The sequence below is a fragment of the Nocardia sp. NPDC055002 genome, from assembly GCF_053608825.1.
Map to the genome: position 1 here is coordinate 1,376,824 of NZ_JBSGWE010000001.1, position 24,693 is coordinate 1,401,516.

Annotated in this window: 16 protein-coding genes; 7 read left to right on the forward strand and 9 right to left on the reverse strand. The window is 68.1% G+C overall.

Going from position 1 to position 24,693, the window contains the following annotated elements; translation table 11 throughout:
* Nucleotide 1: 1 nt before the first annotated feature.
* Together ACWF99_RS06575 and ACWF99_RS06580 are read right to left on the reverse strand one after the other, a co-directional pair.
* Complete coding sequence (locus ACWF99_RS06575) at nucleotides 2-868, reverse strand: ABC transporter permease (protein ID WP_452535159.1); 867 nt, start codon at nucleotides 866-868, stop codon at nucleotides 2-4.
* Nucleotides 868-1,767, reverse strand: a complete 900-nt coding sequence (locus ACWF99_RS06580; RefSeq protein WP_452535160.1) for an MlaE family ABC transporter permease — start codon at nucleotides 1,765-1,767, stop codon at nucleotides 868-870. The genes ACWF99_RS06575 and ACWF99_RS06580 overlap by 1 nt, the downstream gene beginning before the upstream one ends.
* A 233-nt stretch (nucleotides 1,768-2,000) precedes the next feature.
* On the opposite strand from ACWF99_RS06580, the gene ACWF99_RS06585 reads away from it, so the two are divergent.
* From ACWF99_RS06585 to ACWF99_RS06610, 6 genes are read left to right on the forward strand one after another with little or no spacing between them, the layout of a single operon-like run.
* Entirely contained in the window at nucleotides 2,001-3,206 is a 1,206-nt protein-coding gene (locus ACWF99_RS06585) for a cytochrome P450 (protein ID WP_378656878.1), read from the forward strand.
* Nucleotides 3,206-4,003, forward strand: a complete 798-nt coding sequence (locus ACWF99_RS06590) for an SDR family oxidoreductase (RefSeq protein WP_378630293.1) — start codon at nucleotides 3,206-3,208, stop codon at nucleotides 4,001-4,003. Before ACWF99_RS06585 ends, ACWF99_RS06590 begins: the two co-directional genes overlap by 1 nt.
* The gene (locus tag ACWF99_RS06595) at nucleotides 4,000-4,227 is read left to right on the forward strand and encodes a ferredoxin (protein WP_378630291.1); all 228 of its coding nucleotides are present in this window, start codon (nucleotides 4,000-4,002) and stop codon (nucleotides 4,225-4,227) included. Before ACWF99_RS06590 ends, ACWF99_RS06595 begins: the two co-directional genes overlap by 4 nt.
* The gene (locus tag ACWF99_RS06600; protein WP_378630289.1) at nucleotides 4,227-4,778 is read left to right on the forward strand and encodes a Cif family virulence factor; all 552 of its coding nucleotides are present in this window, start codon (nucleotides 4,227-4,229) and stop codon (nucleotides 4,776-4,778) included. The genes ACWF99_RS06595 and ACWF99_RS06600 overlap by 1 nt, the downstream gene beginning before the upstream one ends.
* A gap of 5 nt (nucleotides 4,779-4,783) precedes the next feature.
* Entirely contained in the window at nucleotides 4,784-6,022 is a 1,239-nt protein-coding gene (locus ACWF99_RS06605) for a hypothetical protein (RefSeq protein WP_452535163.1), read from the forward strand.
* 24 nt (nucleotides 6,023-6,046) lie between these two features.
* Nucleotides 6,047-7,657, forward strand: coding sequence for an acyl-CoA synthetase (locus ACWF99_RS06610; RefSeq protein WP_452535165.1), 1,611 nt, complete (start codon nucleotides 6,047-6,049; stop codon nucleotides 7,655-7,657).
* Between the two features lie 16 nt (nucleotides 7,658-7,673).
* On the opposite strand, the gene ligA is transcribed toward ACWF99_RS06610, so the two are convergent.
* From ligA to ACWF99_RS06645, 7 genes are all read right to left on the reverse strand, one after another.
* Nucleotides 7,674-9,665 carry an NAD-dependent DNA ligase LigA gene (gene ligA, locus ACWF99_RS06615; RefSeq protein ID WP_378630283.1) on the reverse strand — a complete coding sequence of 664 codons (1,992 nt, stop codon included), beginning with the start codon at nucleotides 9,663-9,665 and terminating at the stop codon, nucleotides 7,674-7,676.
* A 131-nt stretch (nucleotides 9,666-9,796) separates the two neighbouring features.
* A complete protein-coding gene (locus tag ACWF99_RS06620) occupies nucleotides 9,797-10,441 on the reverse strand; it encodes a LysE family translocator (RefSeq protein WP_378630280.1) in 645 nt (214 codons plus the stop codon).
* A 49-nt stretch (nucleotides 10,442-10,490) separates the two neighbouring features.
* Complete coding sequence (locus ACWF99_RS06625; RefSeq protein ID WP_452535167.1) at nucleotides 10,491-12,155, reverse strand: bifunctional 3'-5' exonuclease/DNA polymerase; 1,665 nt, start codon at nucleotides 12,153-12,155, stop codon at nucleotides 10,491-10,493.
* Nucleotides 12,156-12,221: 66 nt separating this feature from the next.
* Entirely contained in the window at nucleotides 12,222-13,655 is a 1,434-nt protein-coding gene (locus tag ACWF99_RS06630; protein WP_452535169.1) for an MFS transporter, read from the reverse strand.
* On the reverse strand, nucleotides 13,652-14,368 hold the full coding sequence (locus ACWF99_RS06635; protein ID WP_378656901.1) for a hypothetical protein: 717 nt from the start codon (nucleotides 14,366-14,368) through the stop codon (nucleotides 13,652-13,654). The genes ACWF99_RS06630 and ACWF99_RS06635 overlap by 4 nt, the downstream gene beginning before the upstream one ends.
* Entirely contained in the window at nucleotides 14,365-15,771 is a 1,407-nt protein-coding gene (locus tag ACWF99_RS06640; RefSeq protein ID WP_378630271.1) for a condensation domain-containing protein, read from the reverse strand. Before ACWF99_RS06640 ends, ACWF99_RS06635 begins: the two co-directional genes overlap by 4 nt.
* Complete coding sequence (locus tag ACWF99_RS06645) at nucleotides 15,771-22,196, reverse strand: type I polyketide synthase (RefSeq protein ID WP_452535171.1); 6,426 nt, start codon at nucleotides 22,194-22,196, stop codon at nucleotides 15,771-15,773. Before ACWF99_RS06645 ends, ACWF99_RS06640 begins: the two co-directional genes overlap by 1 nt.
* A 272-nt stretch (nucleotides 22,197-22,468) precedes the next feature.
* Here ACWF99_RS06645 and ACWF99_RS06650 point away from each other — a divergent pair, with 272 nt between their 5' ends.
* Nucleotides 22,469-24,679 (forward strand): MMPL family transporter, encoded by a 2,211-nt coding sequence (locus ACWF99_RS06650; protein WP_452535173.1) that lies wholly within the window; start codon nucleotides 22,469-22,471, stop codon nucleotides 24,677-24,679.
* The last annotated feature ends 14 nt before the right edge of the window (nucleotides 24,680-24,693 follow it).

The window sequence follows — 24,693 nt, forward strand, 5'->3', positions numbered from 1 at the left end:
ATCACCCGGTGAACGTGACGGGGGATTGAAATCCCCACAGTGCGATGGTGGCGACCATGTCGAGCGCGATGATCGCCACCAGGCTCGCCCGAATGGCGCGCCCGGAACCGATGCCGACGCCTTCGGGGCCGCCCGTGGCGAAATAGCCCTGATAGCAATGGATCAGCACGACGGCGATGGCGAACACCATCACCTTGACGGTCGCGGCGAACACGTCCCACCCGACCACGAACTGATCGAAGTAGTGGTTGTAGGTCCCGGTCGGTGTGCCGTGGATGGTCGTCACGATGAAGGCGCAGGAGGCGTAGCTCAGAATCAGCGCGACCACGAATGCGGGTGCGACGGCGAAGATCCCGGCGATGACCCGCGTCGTGACGACGAAGGGCACCGACCGGATCCCGAGTGATTCCAGCGCGTCGATCTCCTCGGAGATGCGCATCGAACCGATCTCGGCGGTCATCCGGCACCCGGCCTGGGCCGCGAAGCCGATCCCGGCCGCGATCGGCGCAAGCTCGCGGGTCACCCCGAAGGCCGAGATCAGACCGCTGAGCTGACCCAGCGACAACAGGTTCAGCGCGCTGAACGCCTCGATGCCGATGGACGCGCCCATGGCGGCGCCGAGCAACAGCATCAGGGGCACCACACCGCCGCCGATGATCACCGAACCGCGACCCCACGTCATGTCCGTCACCATCGTGACCGTCTGCCGCCGGTAATGCACCAGGGTGTAGGGCACCGACGAGAGCACCTGCCAGCCGAAGCCGATCACGAAGCCGATCGACTCGATCGGACCGAGCGGCCGGACACCGCGGCGCCGGAGTCTGCCCACCCAGCGCAGCCCGGCGGGATAGTACGGAGCGGCGCTCATCAGGCCATCCTCACCGGGAAGAACATGGTGACCACCTGGGTGATCACGGTGTTCAGCACCACGGCCGCGGCGATCGACATCACCACGGCCGCGTTGACCCCGTCGGCGACACCGCGCGGTCCACCCTTGGCCTCCAACCCGCGCTGACAGGCGATCACGACGACCAGGAACCCGAAGATCAACGCTTTGACCAGCGAGACCCACACGTCGATCGAGGTGGTGAAGGAACCGAAGGACTGCCAGTAGCTGCCCGGGGTGACGTTCAACGCCGATACCGCGACCACGAACCCGGAGCTGATACCGACGAAGATGATCAAGATATTGAGCAGCGGCGCGACCAGCATCATGGCCGCGATGCGGGGCACCACCAGCCGCTGCACCGGGTCGATGCCCATCACCCGGAGCGCGTCGACTTCTTCACGGATGGTTCTCGCCCCCAGATCGGCGGCGATCGCGGCGGCGCCCGCACCGCCGAGCAGCATCGCGGTGGCCATCGGCGCGCCCTGTTTGATGACGCCGAGACCACCCGCGGCACCGATCATCGAATCGGCGCCGAGTTCGGACACGATATTGCCGACCTGGGCGGAAACGATGACACCGAACGGGATGGCCATCAAAATGCTCGGCACCGCGGTAACTCTGATCAGAAACCAGGCCTGCGCGAGAGTTTCGTGTATCTGGAATCGCCCGCGAACGGCGTCGTTCGCCCCGAGATAGACGGCGCCGGCGCCCATCCGCAATGCCCGGCCGAGCGTTGCCACGCTCGAAAGGACGGTCTCGGAGAAGTTGCGTCGAATTATCCGGGCCGCACTCGCCTGTTCCGCCTGCGGTACATCCGCGTCGCCCGTGTCCGCCGCACCGACCCGAGCCGGTGCGACTTCGCCGTCTACCCCTGCCATGGCGGTGACCGTACCATATGATTTGGACCACATTCCAGACACTGGTCCAGATTTCTGACCAGCCTCGAAATCCGCCGACAACGGCCGGTCGAGGCCCTCCTTCGGCCTGGAAACCGTTGTGCCGAACTTGTGTCGATGGTACCGTCCAGACACATGTCCAGCTACCTGTCTCCCTCGGTGCGATCGACCCCAGCACCCGGCGGCGACGACCTATCGAAACCGGGGTATTCACGATGACGAGCGCCGCTGTGGAACCCCTGACTTTCGACCCGTACGACTACGGATTCCACGATGATCCGTATCCGACTTACCACCGCCTGCGCACCGAGGCGCCGCTTTATCACAATCCCGATCTCGATTTCTGGGCGCTTTCCCGGCATTCCGATGTGATCGCGGCTTTTCGCGACAGCAACCGGCTCTCCAGCGCCAATGGCGTCTCCCTCGATCCGGCTGCCTGGGGTCCGCATGCGCATCGGGTGATGTCGTTCCTGGCGATGGACGATCCACGGCATATGCGGATGCGCAGACTCGTCTTCAAGGGATTCACACCGAAACGCGTCGCCGAGATGGAAGTCCGCATCCGAGAGATCACCCTGGAACATCTCGAGCCGGCCCTCGCGCGCGGCAGCTTCGACTGGATCGACGAGGTCGCGGGCAAATTGCCGATGGACGTCATCTCCGAACTGATGGGCGTGCCCGAGCCCGATCGCGCCGAGATCCGCCGGCTGGCCGATCTCGTGGTGCACCGCGAAGAGGGCGTCCTCGATGTACCCGTCGACGCGATCGACGCCTCGATTCGGCTGTTCGGCTACTACGCCGACATGGTCGCCCAGCGCCGCGCCGCGCCCGCCGACGATCTCACCTCGGCGCTGCTGGATGCCGAAATCGACGACGACACCCTCACCGACGAGGAGATCATCGGCTTCATGTTCCTGATGGTCGTCGCCGGAAACGAAACCACCACCAAACTTTTGGGCAACGCACTCTACTGGGCGGCGGCCAATCCCGCGGAATACGCCAAGGTGGTCGCCGAGCCGGAACTGGTGAGCGACTGGGTGGAGGAGACGCTGCGCTACGACACCTCCAGCCAGATCGTGGCCCGCACCGCGGCGGTCGACCTCGACTACCACGGCGGCACCATCCCGGCAGGCGCCAAGGTGCTGCTGCTGATCGGCTCGGCCAATCGCGACGCGACCGCCTTCGACGACGGCGACAGCTACGTGATCGACCGCAACGACAGCAGCGCACTCGCCAGTTTCGGTGCGGGCGTGCACTTCTGCCTCGGCGCGCACCTGGCCCGGCTCGAAGCCACCATCGTGCTCGGCGAATTCGCCTCGCGCGTCACCGGATACAACGTCGACGCCGACGGCATCGAACGGGTGCACTCCACCAACGTCCGCGGCTTCGCCAAACTCCCCATCACAGTAGAGGTGAGCTAGTGCCCCGATTCGAACCCCATCCCGACCGCAGACCCGCGCTGATCGCCGGCGCGTCCTCCGGAATCGGCGCCGCGACGGCCGTCGCGCTCGCCGAACTCGGCCATCCGGTGGCCTTGGGCGCGCGCCGGGTGGAGCTGTGCGAGGAGATCGCGGCCAAGATCCGCGCCGGCGGCGGCGAGGCGTACGCCCACCGTCTCGACGTCACCGATGCCGACTCCGTCGACGAGTTCGTCACGGCCTCCGAGCGCACGCTCGGGCCGACCGAGATCCTCGTCTCCGGCGCGGGCGATATCGAATTCTCCCTGGTCGGGGAGATGGACCCGGAACGCTTCCTGTTCCAGGTGCAGGTCCATCTCGTCGGCGCGCAACGTCTCGTGCACCGGGTACTGCCCGGGATGACCACGCGGCGGCGCGGCGATCTGGTCGTGATCAGCTCCGATTGCGCCGACAACCCGCGGCCACGGTCCGGCGCCTACAGCGCCGCCAAGAACGGGCTGGAGGCGATGGTCGGTCAGTTGCGAATGGAACTGGAGGGCACCGGAATTCGCGCCTCGCTGGTACGCCCCGGTCCGACCCTCACCGGGATGGGCATGGATTCGACTCCCGAGATCGTCGGGCCGGTACTGCAGGACTGGAAGAACTGGGGCTTGGCCCGCCACCCCTACATGCTGCGACCGCACCACCTCGCCGACGCGGTCGCGACGGTGGTCTCGGTCCCGCGGGGCGCGCACATGGTGCTGGTCGAGGTGCAGCCCGAGGCACCGCTGCGGCCGACGCCGGACGGAGGAGCGTCATGAGGATCGTGGTCGACCTGGACCTGTGTCAGGGACACGGCGTCTGCCAGGACGAGGCGCCCGCGGTCTTCACCGTGCCCAAGCGCGGCCCGGTCCAGATCACCGACGCCACCCCGGGCGCCGCGGAGCACAAGGCCGTCGAGGCCGCGATCCGCTACTGCCCCACCCGAGCTCTGTCGATCGCCGACGGTGGCGAATCCGACTCCCCTGCGAAAGGCACAGACTGATGGCAAGTTTCGAGCGGGCCGAACTCGACGAGATGATTCGGCGCTGGGTCGTGGAGAACCAGCGATGTGAAGAGAAGGGTGACTGGAAGCCCCTCGCCGAGATGTACACGGCCGATGCCACCTACGGCTGGAACTATGGCCCCAAGCAGGAGTTCATGGCCGTCGGCCGCGACGAGATCCGCGACTACGCACTCGGCCAGGAGATGCTCGGCCTCGAGGGGTGGACCTACCCGTATCAGGAGTTCGTCGTCGACGAACGCAGCGGCACCGTCATCGGCTTCTGGAAGCAGATCAACGAGGGCAAGCGCGCCGACGGACGCCACTACTCCCCCGAGGGCATCGGTGGCAGCTGGTTCCGCTACGGCGGCGACTTCCAATGGTCCTGGCAGCGTGACTTCTTCGACTTCGGCAATGTCTCGGCGATGTTCCTCGACATGATCACCGACAACGCGCTGTCGCCGGGCATGCACCAGCGCATCGAGCGCTCCGTCTCGCGTGACCCGCTGCCCGGTTGGTACCCCATCGGCGAATCGCCTGCTTCCCTGTGGTGACGTCGATGAGCAGGTACTCGGAACTGTCCCGAGACCAGCTGGCCGCGCTGGTCCCCGAACTGCTGCTGTGCGGTCACCTCATCGACCGGTCCGGGATGGCGCACACCATCGCCGCCTTCGGCCGCGAGGGAATGACGGCGGTCGCGATCGAGGAGTGGCAGCTGGCCAGTCCGATCTACACCCGCCGGATGCAGCGAGCGCTGCGCTTCACCGGCGACAGCGTCGAAACCATCTTCAAAGGGCTGCAACTCGACATCGGCGCGCCACCGCAGTTCATGGACTTCCGGTTCCGCGTGGACGACCACGATCACGGGGAGTTCTGGCTCGATCACTGCGGGGCGCTGGCCGATGTGGAGCCGATGGGCGAGGAGTTCGTGGTGGCGATGTGCCACGACATCGAGGACCCCACCTTCGATGCCACCGCCCTGGCCACCAACCCGCACGCCCAGGTGCGGCCGGTGCACCGCCCACCGCGCACGCCCGCCGACCGGACTCCGGTGTGCGCGTGGACGGTCGTCATCGATTCCGCGCACGTCCCGCCCGAGGTCCCCCGCAACGCCGCGCTGCTCGCGAATTCCGTTGCCGCGGGGCTGGAGTTGGCCGAGATCGATGCGAGCGAGGAGGGCCTGTCCGACTACACCGGTCCGCTCCTTAGCGATCTGCGGTTCGCCGATTTCTCTCATGCGGCGTTGCGGCGGATGGCCGACGAGATCTGCCTGCAACAGCACCTGCTGACCCTCGGGTTCATGGTCGCCATCGGGGAACGCGCCGATGCGGCGACCGCCCTCGGCATCGGGCGCAAGCAGTTCGCCGGGATCGCCGGGCTGACCTCCGAGCGCATCCGCGACTGCCTGGATCTCGGCCGCGATCCCGCTGCGCTGGCCAAGATTCTGCGCGTGCATCCGGCATTGAACCCGCTGGGCTACACGGGAATCGATATCGCGGTAGTGGACTCTGTTGTGCGTCTGCGGTTTCCGCATTCCAGCGGGGCGCGGACCGACGGTGCGTGGCCCTCGATGCTGACGCCCGAGGACCTTCGCCCGCTCGATGCCCTTGTGCGTGGAGTCGACCCGCGATTCGTCGCGCGGGTGGCCGCCACCGACCAGCACGGCTGGACCGTCGAGATCGACCGGGCCGAACAACCCTTCCGCGAAGCGTCCGAGGTCGCGGTGACCCGCTTCAGCACCGGTGCGAGCTTCGCCTTCACCGACCGGGGCAAACCCCTGCCGCTCACCGTCGTGTGAGAGATCGTCGAGAGATGGATTGACATGGCCAACAACTTCGCCGACCTGTTCGAACACTCCGTCGACGCCATGCCCGATCGGATCGCGCTGATTCAGCGCGATCGTCGAGTGACGTTTTGGGAACTCGATACTCGTGCCAACCGGCTCGCGCACCAGCTCGCCGAGGCGGGCGTCGGCCACGGCACGCACGTCGGATTCCAGATGCACAACAGCATCGAGACCATGGAGACGTTGCTCGCGTGCTTCAAGCTGGCCGCCGTCCCGATCAATATCAACTACCGGTACGGGCCGACCGAGCTGGCCTATGTCTACAACAACGCCGACCTCGAAGTCCTGCTGTACCACGCCTGTTACACCGAGACAGTCCGCGCGGCCCTCGCGCTCGCTCCGGGGCTGCGCTTGTCGATCTGTGTCGACGACGACCGCGACGTCGGTACCCCCGAGACCGGCGCGGTCCTGTACGAGCAGCTTGTCGAGGCGGGAAACCCGATCCGCCCCTCGGTCACTCGCACCGCGGACGACCTGTTCATGATGTACACCGGCGGCACCACCGGCATGCCGAAAGGCGTCATGTGGCGTCAGGAGGACATGTGGCGTGTGCTCGGTGGCGGCGTCGACTTCTACAGCGGTGAACCGGTGCGCGACGAATTCCAGCAGTCCGCGACCGGCGCCCAGGGTGTGCCCGCCATCTGGTTCGTGCTCCCGCCGCTGATCCACGCCGCGGCCATGATGCCGACCTTCAACGCGCTGTGGTCGGGCAACAGCGTGCTGTTCGAGCCGCGCTTCGACCCGGAGCGGATCTGGCAGTCCGTGGCTACCCACAAGCCGCACGTCATGGTCATCACCGGCGACGCGATGGCCCGCCCGCTCATCGACACCTACAGCGAGAAGCCGGTGGACGCCTCCTCGCTGCTCGTCATCGCCTCCGGGGCCGCGCTGCTGTCCCAGCCCGTGAAGAACGCGCTGCTGGAGCAGTTTCCGACGTCGATGGTGTCGGACTCGATCGGCTCGTCCGAAACCGGTTTCGGCGGTATCGGTTTCGCGCAGAAGGACGACGATCCGGCGCGCGGACCACGAGTGCAGACCGGGCGCGGGGCGGTGGTCGTCGACGAGGACGGACGGCCCGTCGCCGCCGGCGAGGAGGGTTGGCTGGCCAAGACCGGCGCGGTCCCGCTCGGCTACTACAACGACCCCGAACGCACCGCCCGGCTGTTCAAGACGGTGGACGGTGCCCGCATCGTGGTCACCGACGACCGTGCCCGCGCCGAGTCCGACGGCTCGATCACCCTGATCGGACGCGGCAACATGGTGATCAACACCGGCGGGGAGAAGGTGTTCCCCGCGGAGGTCGAAGCCGTCGTGAAGTCACACGACGCGATCTACGACGCGGTCGTCATCGGTGTCGCGCACGAACGGTGGGGCCAGCAGGTGGCGGCGATCATCTCGATCGCCCCCGACCGCACCCTGGACTTCGACGCCGTGCGCACCCATCTGCGCCCCCACCTCGCCGGGTACAAGATCCCCAAACGCATCTGGATAGCGGACACGATCTCCCGCTCCCCCAGTGGCAAACCCGACTACCGCTGGGCCAAGGACTTCGTCGCCGGCCGAACCCCCGACCATCAGTCCGAGTGAGGCATCGCCGCGCTCGTCAGATGATCTTGGCGTCGATCAGCAGCTTCCAGATCTCGCCCTGGTCGACGACCTCGACCCCGAGCTTCTCGGCCTTCGCCAGCTTGCTGTCACCGACGCCCGCCCCGGTGATGAGCAGGTCGGTGTTCGCCGAGACCGAGGAGGCCGCCGTCGCGCCCGCCTGCTCGCACAGGCGCTGGAACGTCGGGCGGGCCACCTTCTCGCCGGAGCGTGGGTCACTGATCGCACCGGTGATCACCACGGTTTTGCCTTCGAGGGGTGCGCCTGCCGCGATGACCGGCGGCAGGTCCTCCTCGCGCACATCCAGGGACACACCGAGCTCGCGCAGGCGGTCCAGTTCCGGGCGCAACCGCGTCAGGTGGGCGACCAGGGAGGCGGCGACCTTCGGGCCGATGTCCTCTACCGCGACCAGTCGTTCTTCGCCGGCGTCGGCAACCTCTTCGAGGGAGCCGAAGCCCGACCGGGCCAGGCGCGCGGCGGTGCCGTCGGAGGCCATCGGGATGGCGAGGCCGATCAGGGCGCGGCGCAGGCCGACCTGGCGGCTGGCATCGATCGAATCGATCATGCGCGCGGCGGAGACCTCGCCGATGCGATCGAATTCGAGCAGCCGCTCCTTGGTGAGCGTGTAGAAGTCCGACGGGCTTTCGAGAATGCCTGCCTCGGCGAGGCGTTCGATCCACACTCCCCCGATGGCGTCGATGTCGGCCGCCGCGCGCGAGGCCCAGTGGATCAGCCTGCGCACTGTTTGGGCGGGACAGGCGACGTTGGTACAGAACAGTTCTCGGCTGTTGCCCTGCTCGATGACCGGCTGAGCGCACGAGGGGCACTCGGTGGGCGAGATGATCTCGAGCTCCTCGCCCGTGCGCTTGGCGGCGTCGAGCACGCCGGCCACGAACGGGATGACATCACCGGCGCGGCGCACCAGCACCGTGTCACCGACCTTGATGTCACGGGCGCGGATCACCTCTTGGTTCGCCAGCGTCGCCTTCGTGACCGTTGTGCCGCCGACGAACACCGGCTCGAGCCAGGCGACGGGGACGATCTTGCCCGTCTTGCCGACATCCCAGATCACCTCGCGCAGCAGCGTGGTCTTCTCCTCGGCGGCGAACTTGAACGCCAGCGCACCGCGCGGGGAGTTCGACCGGGTTCCGGCCGCCGCGTAGGCGTCACGATCGGCCAGCCGTAATACCGCGCCGTCGATGTCGTAGTCCAGATCGTTGCGGCCCTGCTCGATCTCGGTGATCGCCGCCTGGGCCTGCGCGGCGTCGGCGCACAGCCGCATCTGCGCACCCGCGACCCCGATCGCCCGCAGTCCTTCCCCGAGGTCGTGCGCGGCGTCGTCGGCGGCGGTATCCAGGTCGAAGCCGAAGAACTGCAAGCGCCGTTCCGACACGGTCGCCGGGTCTTTCGCGCGCAGGGTGCCCGCCGCGGCATTGCGCGGATTGATCAGTGGCTTGTCGGGGTGTGCGGCGTTGTAGGCCAGGAAGGTCGAACGCAACATCACCGCCTCCCCACGCACCTCGACGCGGCCCGGCAGGTCGATCCGCTCGGGGACCCCGTCGACGAGGGCACGGACCAGTGGGGTCACGTCGTCACCGGTGGTGCCGTCACCGCGGGTGACAGCACGCGCCAGCCGCCCGTTCTCGAAGACCAGCGCCAGCGACAAGCCGTCGAGCTTGGGCATCACGACCACCGACTGACCGGGGAATCGATCGAAGAACGCCTCGACCTGCTCGGGCTTGGTCGCCTTCTCCAGCGACAGCATCGGCCGCGAGTGCCGGACCGGGGCGTGCAGCACCGCGGGCGCACCGACCTGCTCGAGCGGATTCGGGTCCGGTGCGAGGTCGGGGTGCGCCTCGATCAGGGCGCGCAGCTCGTCTTCGATCGCATCGAATTCCGCGTCGGCGACCAGCGGCGCTCCCTGGTAGTAGGCGTCGCGCAGCGCCACCATCCGGTCGGCGAGTTCTTGGATACGTTCCCCTGTTTCCACGGGCAAGACGCTACCGATACCCACCGACATCTACGGACCGACATTCTCGAGCTGTCAGGATCGGGGGAAGCTCACCCCGTTCGGCCGAATCCCGTGAGCGGCAGGTGTCGCCGTTCGAACTGGTCACAACGCTACTTCGCATGGTTGCCGGTGAACGCCACCGAGACGCCGAGCCCGATCATCGACAAGCCCCCGACGGTCCCGAGCGTCTCCTCGCGTCGCGGCGACCGGCTGAACCAGTCGCGCAGCCGTGCGGCCAGCACCGCCCAGAGGCTGTCCGACACCAAGGCGATCGCGACCGCGATCAGGCCGAGCAGCAAGATCTGAAGCTGGACTTGCCCGGCGCCTCGATCCACGAACTGCGGTACGACGGCGGCGGCCAGGATGAACGACTTCGGGTTCGACGCGCCGACGACGAAGCCCTGCCGCACCGAGGTCCGCCACGGCAACGCGGAGCGTTCCGGGTCCAGGTCGCCCGCTCCGAACGCCGCGCGGTGCCGGATCGCGTTGACCCCGAGGTAGACCAGGTAGGCCGCGCCGGCGATTTTCACGATCCAGAACACCGTGGCCGACTCGGCGACGATCGCACCGAGCCCGACCGAGACCAGCGCCAGCACCGTGAGCAGGCCCAGGGTGTTGCCTGCCACGCTGGCCAATGCGACGGACCGGCCGTGGGCGAGAGCCCTGCCGATGGCGAAGACCACACTGGGGCCGGGAATCACGATGATGATCAAGGCCGCCACGCCGAATGTGACCAGCTGTTCGAGACTGAGCATGCGACCACGCTAGACCCCACCCGGGGGAAGTACTGATCTGGCGGCGTTCCTACTTGGCATCGCCGTAGCACTGCACTACGGCGGTGGTGAACGGGAAGCGGACCGGCGTCTGCCCGAAGGCGATCCGGCCCGCGGTGTCTGCGGCGGTGGCGATCGCTTCGGCCACCACAGCGGCCTCCTCGGTCGGGCAGTGCACGATCACTTCATCGTGCTGGAAGAAGACCAGTTCCGCACGGAGGTCGCGGATCGCGTGCCGGATTCCGGCCAGGACCAGCAGGGCCCAGTCGGCGGCGCTGCCCTGCACCACGAAGTTGCGGGTGAAGCGGCCACGGGCACGGGCGGCGGAATCGGCGCCGAACTCGGTGCGGGGCTCCTGGGGCGGGTCCGCGTCGTCGAGCGCGACCGACAGCGGTGTGCAGGTACGCCCCAACCAGGTGCGGACGAGACGGCCTTCCTCGCCGGCGCGCGCGGCGTCGTCGACGTAGGCCACGGCGGCGGGATAGCGCCGGCGCAGGCCCGCGAGGTGGGTCAGAGCGTCGCCGGAGGTCTGGCCGTAGATGGCGCCGAGTAGCGCGATCTTGGCTTGATCGCGATCGCCGCCGAATCCGCGGGCGGCCAGGTCCGCGTAGAGGTCCTCGCCACGACCGGCCACTTCCATCAGCCCTGGGTCGCGCGAGATCGCCGCGAGGATCCGTGGCTCCATCTGGTCGGCGTCGGCGACCACCAGCGACCACCCGGGGTCGGCCCGGATCGCTTGCCGGACGATCTTCGGAATCTGTAGTGCGCCACCACCGTTGGTGGTCCAGCGCCCGGACACTGTGCCGCCGGGTAGGTATTCGGGACGGAAGCGTCCGCCGTGCACCCACTGTTCGAGCCAGGACCAACCATGCGCGGTGTAGAGGCGATACAGCGATTTGTAGGCCAGCAGCGGCGCGACCGCCGGGTGGTCGATCCGCTGGAGCTCCCATTTCCTGGTGGAGGACAGCAGGATTCCGGCGCGACCGAAAGCCCTGATGATGTCGGCGGGCAGGTCGGGCCGGACTCGGACTCCTGTCCCGAACGCCCGCGACACCTCCTCGGCCAGTTCCGCCATCCGCCGCGGTTCCGATCCCCCCGGAAAGCGCTCTCCCAGCATCGAATCCAGGAGTTCGCGGTGGACGTCGGCGCGCCACGGAATTCCGAGCTGCCCCATCTCGACGGCGACGAGCATGCCCGCCGATTCGGCGGCGAGCAGCAGTCGCATCCGCTCGGGATGCTCGGCACGAGCGGTGCGCGCGACCTGTCCCGCGTACACCGCCAGCAGGGCGGTGAACTCGTCGATCCCCGGCGGCAGTGGCACCGGGCCCGACTCGAACAGCGACGGCTGCGTCTCGGCGGCCCGCACCGGCGCGTCCGGCGGGACGGCCAGGTTGTGCAACCGTGCCCAGCCCGCCGCCAGCGAGCGCGCCTGCCCCGCCTGTCCTTCCTCGTGGCCGATCAGCAACGACTCCGCCGCCTGGACGTCGTAGCACCGTTCGACCCATACGCCCGCTGCCAGCAACGCGCGGTAGATGTCGGCCGTGGACCGCCAGACCCACCGCTCCACGTCCGGGCGGGTGCGCACCGCCTCGACGAGCGAGGGCTCGTCGAGCACCGGTCCCGCCGGGTGACCGTCCTGATCGAGCGGACACAACCGAGCGCCACCCTCGCCCGTCTCCGCTATCGCCCATCTCACCTGCCAGAGTCTGACACCGGGGTCCGACAACCAGCGGCACCCGCACGCCGACGACCAGCAAAAACCCTACGAAACGCCGACCGCGGCCTGTTCTCGACGCTCGCGCGAGGGCATCGCCAAGGTGAGCACCGCCAGCACCAGCGCCACGGCGGCGATGGCGCCCATCATCATGATGCTGCCGCCGAGGCTGTGCGAACTGAAGAACACTGTGGTCAGCACCGCGAGTCCGACCGCATTGCCGACCTGTTCGATGGTGGGCAGCACACCGGAGGACTCGGCCATCCGATTCGCGTCCAACCCGGACAGCATCATCGGCTGCAACTGCACGCCGAACAGGCCGACACCGAACCCGGCCGCGAACACCGGACCGGCGCAGAGCAGCGCATTCGCCACCCCGTCGACCAGATACAGGTACACCCCGCCCGCGCCGATACATCCGCCGAACAGCGCGATCCCGGCGGCCAGCGCCCGGATATCCCAGCGCGGCACCAGAATCAGCGAACCGAGAGCCCCGGCGCCCGCACCGAGGGCGAACAGGGTCATCACCATGCCGGTGAGCAGCGGCGAGTAGCCGAGCACATCCTGCATGGTGATCGAGGCGGCGAACACGAACGCGGTGAACAGCCCGAAGAACGCGCCGACCAGCACCGAGCCGATCCGGAAGCCGTGGTTGCCGAACAGGTCGAGGCGCACGAGCGGGTTGGCGCCGCGGGCGGTGCGGGTGCGTTGCTGGGCGAGGAACGCCGCCGTCAGCACGAGCCCGGCGCCGGTGACGGCGAGCAGGTCGAGCCGCCACCCGTGCTCCTGGATCTGAGCCAGGCCCGCGATCAGCGCGAACAAGCCGAGCCCGGACAGCGCGGCACCGACCAGATCGAGTTGGTGACGACCGCCCGGACTGCTCCGGTCCAGGGATTTCCAGGCCAACGCGAACGCGAACAGCCCGATCGGCAGGTTGATCAGAAAGACCGACCGCCACCCCCACCCACCGATATCGATGGTGAGCAGCACGCCGCCCACGATGGGTCCGAGCATCCCGGCGAATCCGGCCACTCCCCCATACAGCGCGAAAACCAGGGGATGGCGCTCGCGCGGAAAACCGGCTGTGAGAATGGCGATCGTCTGGGCGGCCATCCCCGCCCCCGCCGCACCTTGGACCACCCGCGCGAGCACGAGTTCGGTAGGGCCGGAGGCCAATCCACACCACACGGATGCCGCGGTGAAAGCGACCACCGACACCAGGAACATCGTGCGCCGGCCGACCATCGCACCGATCCGCGCGGCGGTGAGCAGGGTGCAGGCGAACGCCAGCGCGTACCCGGAGATCACCAGCAGCTGCGCCGACCTGGACGCACCGAGGTCGGCGGTCAGACTCGGCAGCGCGGTGTTCACGATCGTCACGTCGATCATCTGCATGAACACCGCGATCAGACAGGCGCCGAACGCCAGCCACGCGCCGAGCTCGGGCATCCGAGCCTTCGCGACCCCGGTGGTCTCGCTCACGAGACCAATTCCATCGTGGCGCGCGGGGCCGACATCGACATCTGGGTCGGGAAACTCAACTGCACCATCCGGTGCGGCGCCGCCACCTCGAACAGGGCGATGAACGGCGGCACGACCGAGCCGACCATCTTGTCCAGCATCCCGTTCACCTGGTCGAAGCCGGGCCGCAACCGCACCTGCCAGCACGGGAACACCCCGGCCGGTCCCGCGAAGACGACCTGCTTCTCCACCCGGACGAGCAGTGGCCAGTGCACGGACGCCGCGAGCCACACGTCGACCGTGTCGACCAGCCCGTCGGCGAAGTCCAATCCGCGCAGCATCGTCAGCCCACCGGCGATCGGCATCACATTCGGCGGGAACGGACCGGGCAGGCCACCGAATTGCAGATGCACGGTGTCGACGAAATTCACTTCCTCGCGCGAAACCACCGTCGATCCCGACCGGGTCTGCGCGCGATAGCTTTCCGCGTGCAGTCGCCCGTCGATACGCCCTATGCGCTGTTCGACGGTCATCACCAGTTCGCGGTCGCGCCCGCTCTTGTCCTCCGGGCTCGCCTCGAGTGTCGTGTGGTAGCCGCCCCGGTCGTGCACGACGACGTGCGATATCTCGAAGCCGCCGGGCTCGCCGGTGATGCCGACGCGGTATCTCGACTTCTCGCCATCGGGAATGCCGGGGTCACGAAAGATGGTCGGGACGAATTCTTCTCGGATCATGGGTGCTCCGCGGCGCTGTCGATGATGGCTTCGAATACGGACTTCATGGTGGCCAGGTAGCGGCGCACCGACTCCTGCGCGATCGCGGTGTCGGGGAAGATGACGCTCAGCGACGTCCGGCCCGGTAGCCGGTTGATCCAGATGAGTGCTTCCTCGGAGGCAGCGCGGTTGGCGAAGACCCCGGCGTTCATGCTGTCGAACAGCTCGTTGCCCAGAAAGTCCCTGGCGTCGATGAACGAGATCATCGGGGTGACCCACCCCGGCTCGGCCTTGATCTCGGAATCGGGGGGCAGCAGATCGAGAACACGGTGAAAAGAAGTGGGCGCCAGCAGGAGTCCGCTGTCGTAGGCCCGCTGCGCGAGCGCTAGCGCGCGGGCGACCGTGGTGCGTTCGCTGAGCGGGAACGCGACCGGAACGAGCGTCACGTACCAGCCCACCGAATTGTTCTCGGCCGCCGAGGTCCTGGTGCTCACCGGGGTCATGCCGAAGTAGTAGTCCGAGCCGACCAGCTCGCGTTCGGCCAGTGCGGCCGCGGCGAACACACCGCCGACGAATTCGGCGCCGTTGGCACGGCAGACCTCTTCGAATCGATCGGCCTCGTCGTCGTCGAACAGCACGACGCTGCGGTGGGCGCTGCGATGGTATCCGTCGGTCTTCTTGCCGAGGTCGAGGGGGAAGACCGGAAGCTTGTTGTCGTTGCCGCCCAACAGTGCCAGCCATTTCTTCACACCTGGCGAAGACAGGCTCTGCTGATCGCTGAAGAACCGCTCGTTGCGGCAGTAGTCGAGATAGCTCGCCGCGGGCGCGAGCGGTTCGGCCTCGTCCCACAGCTGCGCGGCGTAGAGCTGGGCGAAGTCGGCCGCGGACAGGTACTGCCCGAGACCGTCGGTGTGCAGGTGGTCGACGGCCAGGTACACGGTGGTCGAATCGCCGTGCTCGATGGTGCCGAACGTGAAGCAATCCCACTGGAACGGGCCGGGTGTCGTCTTCTCCACGTGCCGGCAGATCGCCTCGGGGTCGTCGATGGAGCCGTAGTCGACCGGCACGAACTCGACATCGGCTTCGGGCACCAGATGTCGCCGCACGCTGCCACCGGCTTCGACGGCGAACCAGGTGCGAAAGGTGTCGTGGCGCAGCAGGAATGCGTGGATCGCCCGGGTGATCGCGTCGCGGTCGAGGTCACCGGTGGGGATCTCGGCGGTGACCAGGCACAGGCCCGAGAACCGGAAGTCCGCGCCAGCGTGCCGGTCGGCCAGGCGCAGGTACTGCTCCTGCTGGAGCGAGGGCGGTGCCGGATGGACCGGCGCCCTGGCCGCGCGCGCGACCGAGTCCGCCGAGGCGAACCAGGTGACGAGCCGACCGGGCGCCGGGCGCCATTCGTCGATCAAACCGAAGTCGACCATCAGTGCGATCCCGCCATCGAGACTTCCGCCGGCCGCTCGACGGTCCACTGGTCGGGCACCTCGACGATCGGCGGGGCGGATTCGCCGGGCGCCACCTCCGGAAGTGGCGGTGTGACAGCGGGTTCGGAGGCCAGGATCAGCTCCGCGACCTTCGGGCCCGCCTGTTCCAAACTGAACGATCGGCCCATCTGCATCGACATCAGGTCGATGCCGAGCGTCTTGGTGACCCGCGCGCCCAGTTCGACCGCCATCAACGAGTCGAGCCCCAACTCCGGTACGGGCACCGTCATGTCGATCGACTCGACCGGCACCCCCATGACCACGGCGAGTTCGTCGGCCATCTTGCGGGCGATCGCGGGTCCGCGCTTGGCTTCGTCCATCGCGGCGAGTTCGGCGCGGAGCTTGGCCAATTCGGAGGTGTCCTTGGCCGAGGATTGCGCCAGCGCGGCGGTGCGGCCGGTGCGCACCAGCTGCGGGAAGGTTCCGGTCAGTTTCGCCCAGTCGGTGGGAATGATCGCCGCGTTCGTCACGCCGAGGCGCAGGGTCTGTTCGAGGTAGGCGGTGGCGTCGGCCATGTCGATCGGACCGAAACCCACCAGGTCCAGATACTTTTCGGCGGTTTCATCCGATGCCATGCCGCCCGAGGCGCCGGACAGGTGGCCCCAGCCGATGCACAGTGCGCGCTCCCCCTCGGCGGCCCAGCGCCGGGCCAATGTTTCGACGGCGACGTTGGCGGCGCAGTAGTTGTATTGACCGTAGATCCCGTACATCGAGCCGCCCGAGGAGCACAGCACGAACATGTCGAGGGTGATACCCGCGTCCGCTACCGCCTGGTGGATCACCTGTGCGCCATGGACTTTGGGGCGATAGACCCGGTCGAGCTCGTCGCGCGCCATGCTGGCGAGCCGGTTGTCGGCGACCGCGCCCGCGGCGTGGAACACCCCGCGCAACGGGTGTTGTGCACTGTGCGCGCGGGCGACGATCGCGGCGACGGCGGCGGCATCGGTGACGTCGGCGTGTTCTTCGATCACCTCGATGCCCACCGCGCGCCACACCTCGAGCTGGCGGCGCGCCGTCTCGGTCGCGGCGCCGCTGCGCCCGACCAGCACCAGCCTGCGCGCACCGCGCAGCGCCAGCCAGCGGCCGATCGCCATCCCGAATCCACCGAACCCGCCGGTGATGAGATAGTTTCCGGCACTGTCGATGTCGAGCGGCGGCAGCGAGGGCCGCACGGGCGGCAGCGGGTCGTCCATCCGCAGGGCGACCCGGCCGACACGCGAGGACCGCAGTGTCTCCTCGAACGCCTGGCTCACCTCGTGTGTCTCGAACATCTGGTACGGCAGCGGGGTGTAGACGCCTTCGGTGACCTTCTCGAACACCCGCTCCAGCAGTCGCGACAGCCGTTGCGGGCGCACCGCGACCAGGCGATCCAGATCCATCGAGTAGTAGGCGAGGTTCTTGTCGAAGTTGGCCAGTTCCAGCAGACCACCGGTGTAGATATCGGCCTTGCCGACCTCGACGATGCGACCGAATTCGGCTGCGGCGTTGAAGTTCTGGCGCAGGATCTCGCCGGGTGCGCTGCTGACGATCACGTCGGCACCGGCGCCGCCGGTCAGCGCGAGGACGTCGTCGACGAAGTTGAGCGAACGCGAGTTCACCGCGAAATCCGCGCCCATGGCCAGGACGTGTTCGCGCCGCTCGGGCGAGCTCGCGGTGCCGATGATGCGGGCGCCGATGGACTTGGCCACCTGGATGGCCGCGGTGCCGACGCCGCCTGCCGCACCGTGGATCAGCACAGTCTCGCCCGGTTCGAGGCGGGCCAGGTCGTGCAGGGCGTATTCGGCCGTGCCGAAGGCGATGGTGCTGGTGCAGTAGCCGGGATCGGTGTCGGCGGGCACGATCACCGCCAGCGCCCGATCGACGACGGCGAATCGGCGCATCATGCCCTTGGATGCCACCGCGACCTTGTCGCCGACCGCGACGTCGGTAACCTCGGCGCCGACCCGGACCACGGTGCCGATGCCCTCCATACCGGGCACGGTGCCGAAATACGTCGGCGCGAGTTCGCGTTCGCCGAGCAGGCCGATGACCTTGAGCGGATCCTTGTAGTTCAATCCGATCACCGCCATCGCGACCTCGATCTGGCCCGCGGCCGGCTCCGGACGTGGGCATTCACGCCATGCCACCTGCGAGAGCACGCGCGTACGTGGCATATCCAGCTCGAAGTTCGCCGCCGGATCGGCCAGCGGGTGCGACGTCTCGAGCTCGTCGATCCGCTCGGGTAGCGGCTTGCTCACCATCGGCGCCCAGCGCCGGCCGTCGCGCAGCAGCACCTCGTCGCTGTTGTCGAAGGTGAAGGCACCGGGCACACCCAGTTCGGCGACGAGTTCGGCGACGGTGGTGCCGGGTTCGGTGTCGACCAATCGCCAGCGCAGCGGGGTCTGCTCGTTGAGCAGCACCCGGCGGCCACCGGCGAGCGCGGCCTGGCGCGGGTCCGGTGCGACATCGCTGCCGGGAACCGTGAAAGCCGATTCGGTGACCAGCGTGGCGTGGACGTTGCCGTCACCGAAGCTGATCTGCGGCGGGGCCCCTTCCACGGTCGGGGTGACGTACTCCGACACCGCGACCGCGACGCGCTTGAGCGTCCACAGGTCGGCGACATCGTCGGTGCCCGCACCGACCACGACACAGACGTGGGTGCGCTGCGTTGCGTCGGCTTTCGCCGCCTCCAGATTCGCGACGAGCTCCGATTCCAGTTCGTCGCTGTGCGGGTCGACGAGCAGCACCCGCGACCCCGGGATCGCGGCGGCCAGTTCGGCGGTGCGCGGGCTGTCACCGAGCGCGACGATCACCGTCGACACCGACCCGGCTTCGGCCAGTGCCGCGGGGTCGATCGGGTCACGCTCTTCGAGCACCTCGGTGTAGTAGAAGTCGGCCATCCGGTGCAGCGGGCTGTCACCGGGCTTGAGCGCACCGATCTGCAGGCCGGTCAACCGCGCCACCAGGTTTCGGTCCCGGTCGAGCAGGTCGACATCGGCGCGCAGGCGGGCACCGGGGTCACGGCGGGCGATGACGGTGATCTCCGCGGGGAGTTCGGCGAGCAGCCGCACCGCGTTCACCCCGACGGGCACCATGACGCCCTCGTTGATCCGTTCGTCGGTGAAAAGCATGGCCGCGCACTGCATCGCGGCGTCGACGACGGCCGGATGCGCCAGATGTCGCGAGTCTTCGGCGATGCTCCCGTCGACGGTGGCCAGCACCACGTCGCGTCCCACCCGCACGGAGGTCACCCGCTGGAACGTCGGACCGTATTGCAGCCCGGCCGAGGCCAGGCCCGCGTAGAACATCGCCGGGTCGACATCGACACCGACCTCGATGGTGGGCACCTCGACTTCGGTCTGCTCGTGACTGCCGGTCAGCGTGCGCCCGGTCGAGTGCACCGTCCACGCTGTTCCGGTCGCGCTGCGCGATCTGATCATGAAGCGACCGCTGGCCTCCTCGACGCTCATCGCGACCAACGGCACATCGGGGGCACCCATGATCAGCGGCGCGACGAACCGAACGCCCTCCAGCGCAACCTGTTTGCTGCCGATCCGCGCGGCGGTGGCACTCAGCGCGGCATCCAGGTACGCCGCGCCGGGCATGATCTTGACGCCGTTGACGACATGGTCGGCCAGCCACGGCAGCAATTCGGTGCCCACCTGCAGCAGCCACTCGGGGCGGCCCTCCACATCGGGGTCGCCGAGCATCGCGTGCCCGCCGGGTGTGCCGAGGCGGGCCTGCTCGAACAGTGGCAGCGCCGAGTGCAGGCGGGTGCGCTGCCAGGGATAGCGCGGCAGCGGTACGTGCGCGGTGACGCCACGCTCGGCGGGGAACAGCAGTTCACGGTCGAGTACCCCGGCGGCATGCAGGCCGATGAGGGTGCGCCGGATGCTGTGCGAATCGGTCTGCTCGCGGTCGAGGGTGGGCACGGTGGTGCCGTTCACGTCCGCGTCGACCAGGGCCTCGCGGATATTGCCCGACAGCACCGGGTGGGGGCCGACCTCGAGGAAGATCCGGTTGCCCGCGGCGATCAAGCTCCCGACCGCGGCGAAGAACCGCACCGGCTGACGGACATTCGACCACCAGTACTCGGCGTCCCAGTCGCCGTCGGTGACGAGTTCCCCCGTCACCGAGGAGTACAGCGCCACCGTGGGCGCCTGCGGCGCCAGATCGGCGAGCGCCGTGCGCAGTTCGTCGTGGATCGGGTCCATCAGGCGACTGTGATACGGCACCTCTACCCGCAGTCGCCGCGCGAATATGCCGTCCTCCGTGAGCTTCTCGGCGATCTCGTCGAGACGGTCGACGTCGCCGGACAGGGTCAGGGAGGTGGGGCTGTTGATCGCGGCGATGTCGACGCGCGCATCGTCGGCGACGAGCGCGTCGGCCTGTTCCTTGGTCAAGCCGACGGCGAGCATCCCGCCGGTTCCGGCGGTCGTGGCCTGCAGTCGCGCTCGGTGATAGGCCACCCGCACCGCTTCGCGCAGCGTCAGCATGCCGCTGACATACGCCGCCGACACCTCACCCACACTGTGTCCGACGATGGCCGCGGGGACGATGCCGTATTCGGCCAGCTCGCGTACCAGACCCACTTGGACGAGGAAGTTCGCGGGCTGCGCGACCTCGGTGCTGGTCACCCGGGACTCGTCCTCCGGCTTGCTCAGCTCCTCGATGATCGACCAGCCCGCGATCGCGCGGAATTCCGCGTCGATCTCCTCGGCGGTCTCGGCGAACACCCCACCGGCGGCGAGCAGACCGCGAGCCATCTTCCAGTGCTGCGGTCCCATACCGGAGAAGACGAACACCGGCTCGGCGGCGCTGGAGGACACCGTGCGGCCGGCGTCGCGCCCGGTACCCGATGCGTACTCGTGCAGTTCACGGACCAGGTCGTCGGTGGAACCGTCGAGGAGTACACCGGTGCGGAACGGGTGGTGCGCCATCCGGGTCCACGCCGCTTCGGCCAGCCGGTCCGGGTCGGCCCCCGCGGAGATCAGGTCGGCGAACCGGCCGGCCAACGCACGCGCGGCACCCGTACTGCGGGCCGAGATGGGCAGAATGCCGAGGTGGCGGGCCGGTTCGGTCGGCGATTCGGGCGCGCGGAACTCCTGCAGGATCGCGTGGGCATTGGTGCCGCCGTAGCCGAACCCGTTGACCGCCACCGACATCGGCGCGGCGTCGGCGGGCAGCGGTTGCGCCTCGGTCTGGATGTGCAAGCCCAGCTCGTCGAACGCGATGTCGGGGTTCGGATCGTTGAGCCAGCCCTGCGGCGGCAACGTGCGATGCCGCAGTGCCAGTGCGGCTTTGATCACGCTGGCCACGCCCGCGGCGGCCTCGGTGTGACCGATCGTGGCTTTCACCGAGCCGACGCCGATGGTGCCGCTGCGCCCGGACGCGGCACCGAAAACCCGGCCGAGAGCGCGCAATTCGACCGGATCACCGACCAGCGTGCCCGTGCCGTGCGCCTCCAGATAGGTGATCTCGTCGGGCGCCAGGCCCGAGCGTTCGCACACGGTGCGGGCCAGCGCCTCCTGCGAATCGGCGTTCGGCACCGTGATCGCGGTCGTTCGCCCGTCCTGATTCGACCCGGTGGCCTTGATCACCGCGTACACGCGATCACCGTCGCGGACAGCGTCGTCGAGCTTCTTCAGCGCCACCATTCCCGCGCCTTCACCGCGACCGTAGCCGTCGGCGGACGCGTCGAAGGACTTGCAGCGGCCGTCGGTGGCCAGGAAGCCGCCTTTGCACATGAGCACGAACGTTTCCGGCTGCAGCATCACATTGACCCCGCCCGCCAGCGCGACCGCGCAGTCGTCGTTCTCCAGCGCCTGGCAGGCCAGGTGCAGCGCGACCAGCGACGACGAGCACGCGGTGTCGACGGTGATCGCCGGACCGATCAGGTTCAGCGCGTAGGCGATGCGGTTGGACAGCATCGTGTAGGAGGCGCTGGCCGGGGTGTGCATGTCGGTGTGGAACAGCGCGGGGCCCACCACGCCGATCACCGACTGGTCGACGACGAAGCCGCCCACATAGACCCCCACCTGCGCGCCGGCCGAGCGCCCCGCGATCCCGGCGTCGTCGAGGGCCTCCCAGGTCACCTCGAGCATCAACCGCTGCTGCGGGTCGAGCACCGTGGCCTCACGCGGTGAGATCCCGAAGAAGTCGGGATCGAACTCCCACGGATCGTTGGTCATGAAGGCGCCGTGTTTGGTGTAGCTGCGCCCCGGGGTCCGCGGTTCGGGGTCGTAGTAGCGGCGCCAATCCCAGCGATCGGCGGGCATCTCCACGACGCCGTCGCGCTTGTCGACGATAAAGTCCCAGAACGATTCCGGGGAATCGATTCCGCCCGCGAACCGACATCCGATTCCGACAATGGCAATATCCGACACGCAATTTCCTCCGGCTCGACCGGCCTGTGGCATTTGACCGTTGGTGTCAACGTAGAAGCCCACCACCGCGGCGATCGTGGCGATTACCGACCTCTGGAATTTCGGACGGGTAATCGCGCGGTCTCCTGTGATCGGACCCAGAGCGCGAAGTCATGGCTCACAACAGGATTCCGAGAATCGTTGTGACCGGCCGCAACATTGCGCGGTAGCGACCGAAAAGGCCGGCGACTCCTGACAAGTTCGACCACATCGCGAGCAGTTGGGAGGCGAATGTGTTCGCCGAGTTGACACAATGGGCAGACACCGTCGTGCGGCGGCGATATCTGGTGATCTTGATAATGGTGACCGGATTGCTGGCACTGGGCACCTACGGGCTCGGACTCGGCGCGGATCTCAGTTCGAAGGGGTTCGACGATCCGTCCTCGGAATCGGTGCGCGCGGCGCACGTGCGCGACAACGCGTTCGGCCGTGACCACAGCAGCGACGTGATCCTGCTGGTGCGGGCGCCCGAAGGCACCACCATCGACGATCCGGCTTTCGCCGCGACGGTCGTGGCGGGCCTGAACACTCTGCCGCAGCGGTTCCCGAACGAGATCGACCGCGTCAACGGCGCATATTGGCCGACCGATACCGGCGTGGCGATTCCCGAGGTCTTCGGGTCCCCCGACCGTGACTACGCGTTCGCCTCGGTCGCGGTCAGCGGCCTCGACCCCACCGAACAGGGCCGCAATTACCGCAAGGTCGCCGAGGAGTTCGTGATCCCCGGAGTCGAGGTCGAGCTCGCCGGCGGACAGCCTGTCGCACTCGCGTTGAACGACACCATGGTTCAGGATCAGCGCCGCGTGGAGTTGTTCGCCGTCCCCGCGGTCGCGATCCTGCTGTTCTTCCTGTTCGGCGGCGTCGTCGCCGCGGCGCTGCCGCTGATCGTCGGCGGACTCACCATGCTCGGCGCGTGGGGACTGCTGCGCTGCCTCACCGCGGTCACCGAGGTGAACTCCTTCGTCTCCCCGGTCGTTTCGATGATCGGGCTCGGCCTGGCGATCGACTACGGACTGTTCGTGCTCAGCCGGTTCCGCGAGGAACTCGCCGACGGACGCACCGTCGACGACGCGGTCCGTCGCTCGGTGACCACGGCGGGACGCACCGTGTTGTTCTCCGCCTTGATCGTCGTGGTCGCGGCAGCCGGGATTCTGGTGTTCCCGCAGGGCTTCCTGCGATCGTTCGCCTACGGCGCGATCATCACCATCTCCCTGGCCGCACTGACCTCGATCACCCTTCTCCCCGCGATGCTGGCTGTCCTGGGCAGGCGCGTCGACTGGCTCGGCGTCGACTGGTTCCGCAAACCGGTCGCGAGAGATCGTGTTACCGGCAACAGCTGGGGCCGATTCGCCGCGGGAGTCATGAAACGTCCACTGGTGGTGGCCGTTCCGATCTGCCTCGGTCTGCTGCTGCTCATCGTCCCGATCCAGCATCTGGCCTTCGGTTCCATCAACGAGCGGTTTCTCCCGCCGTCGCATCCGACGCGCCTGGCCCAGCAGCACTTCGACGAACTGTTCCCACTGCGCCGGATCGACCCGATCGACCTGGTCATCGTCACCTTCGACCCCACCACCGCCGATACCGTGCGCGCCGACGCCAACCACGCCCCCAGCCTGGCCGCGCCGTTCGCCGAACCGATGCAGTCGCCGTTCCAGCCCCAGGTCCTCACCACCCAGACCGTGCTCGCCGAATCCGGCGACGCCGAGGCGACCATCGACTATCTGCGCTCGATGCCGTTGCCGCCCGGCACGACGCTGATGGTCGGTGGGCAGCCCGCCGTGGAGAAGGACAGCATCGACGCGCTGGTCGAGCGCATGCCGCTGATGATCGCGTTCGTCTTCCTGGCCAGCACGCTGCTGCTGGCGCTGACCTTCGGTTCGCTGGTGCTGCCGCTCAAAGCAGCCGTGCTGAATCTGCTCGGGCTCGGCGCCACCCTGGGCGTACTCACCTGGGTCTTCATCGACGGGCACGGCGCGGGAGTGTTCGGCTTCACCCCGCAACCGATCATGTCGCTGGTCCTGGTCGTGATCGTGTCGGTGGTCTACGGGCTGTCGACCGATTACGAGGTATTCCTGCTGTCGCGCATCGTCGAAGCCAGAGCCGCGGGCGCTTCCACCGCCGAAGCCGTGCAGGCGGGTATCGCCCGGACGGGCCGCATCATCACCGCGGCCGCGTTGATCCTGCTGGTGGTCACCGGCGCGTTCGCGCTGTCGGATCTGCTGATGATGCAGTACATCGCCTTCGGCATGGTGACCGCGCTGTTCATCGACGCCACCATCCTGCGGATGCTGCTGGTCCCCGCGTCCATGCGGCTGCTCGGGGACGCCTGCTGGTGGGCGCCGGCGTGGCTCGAACGTTTGCGGCCCGCGCCGGAACACGAAACCCTCGCCCACCCGACACCTTCCGGAGCTGCTCCGACGCCAGTCCGCGGCGACCGGGACTGAACCGCGGAGTACCA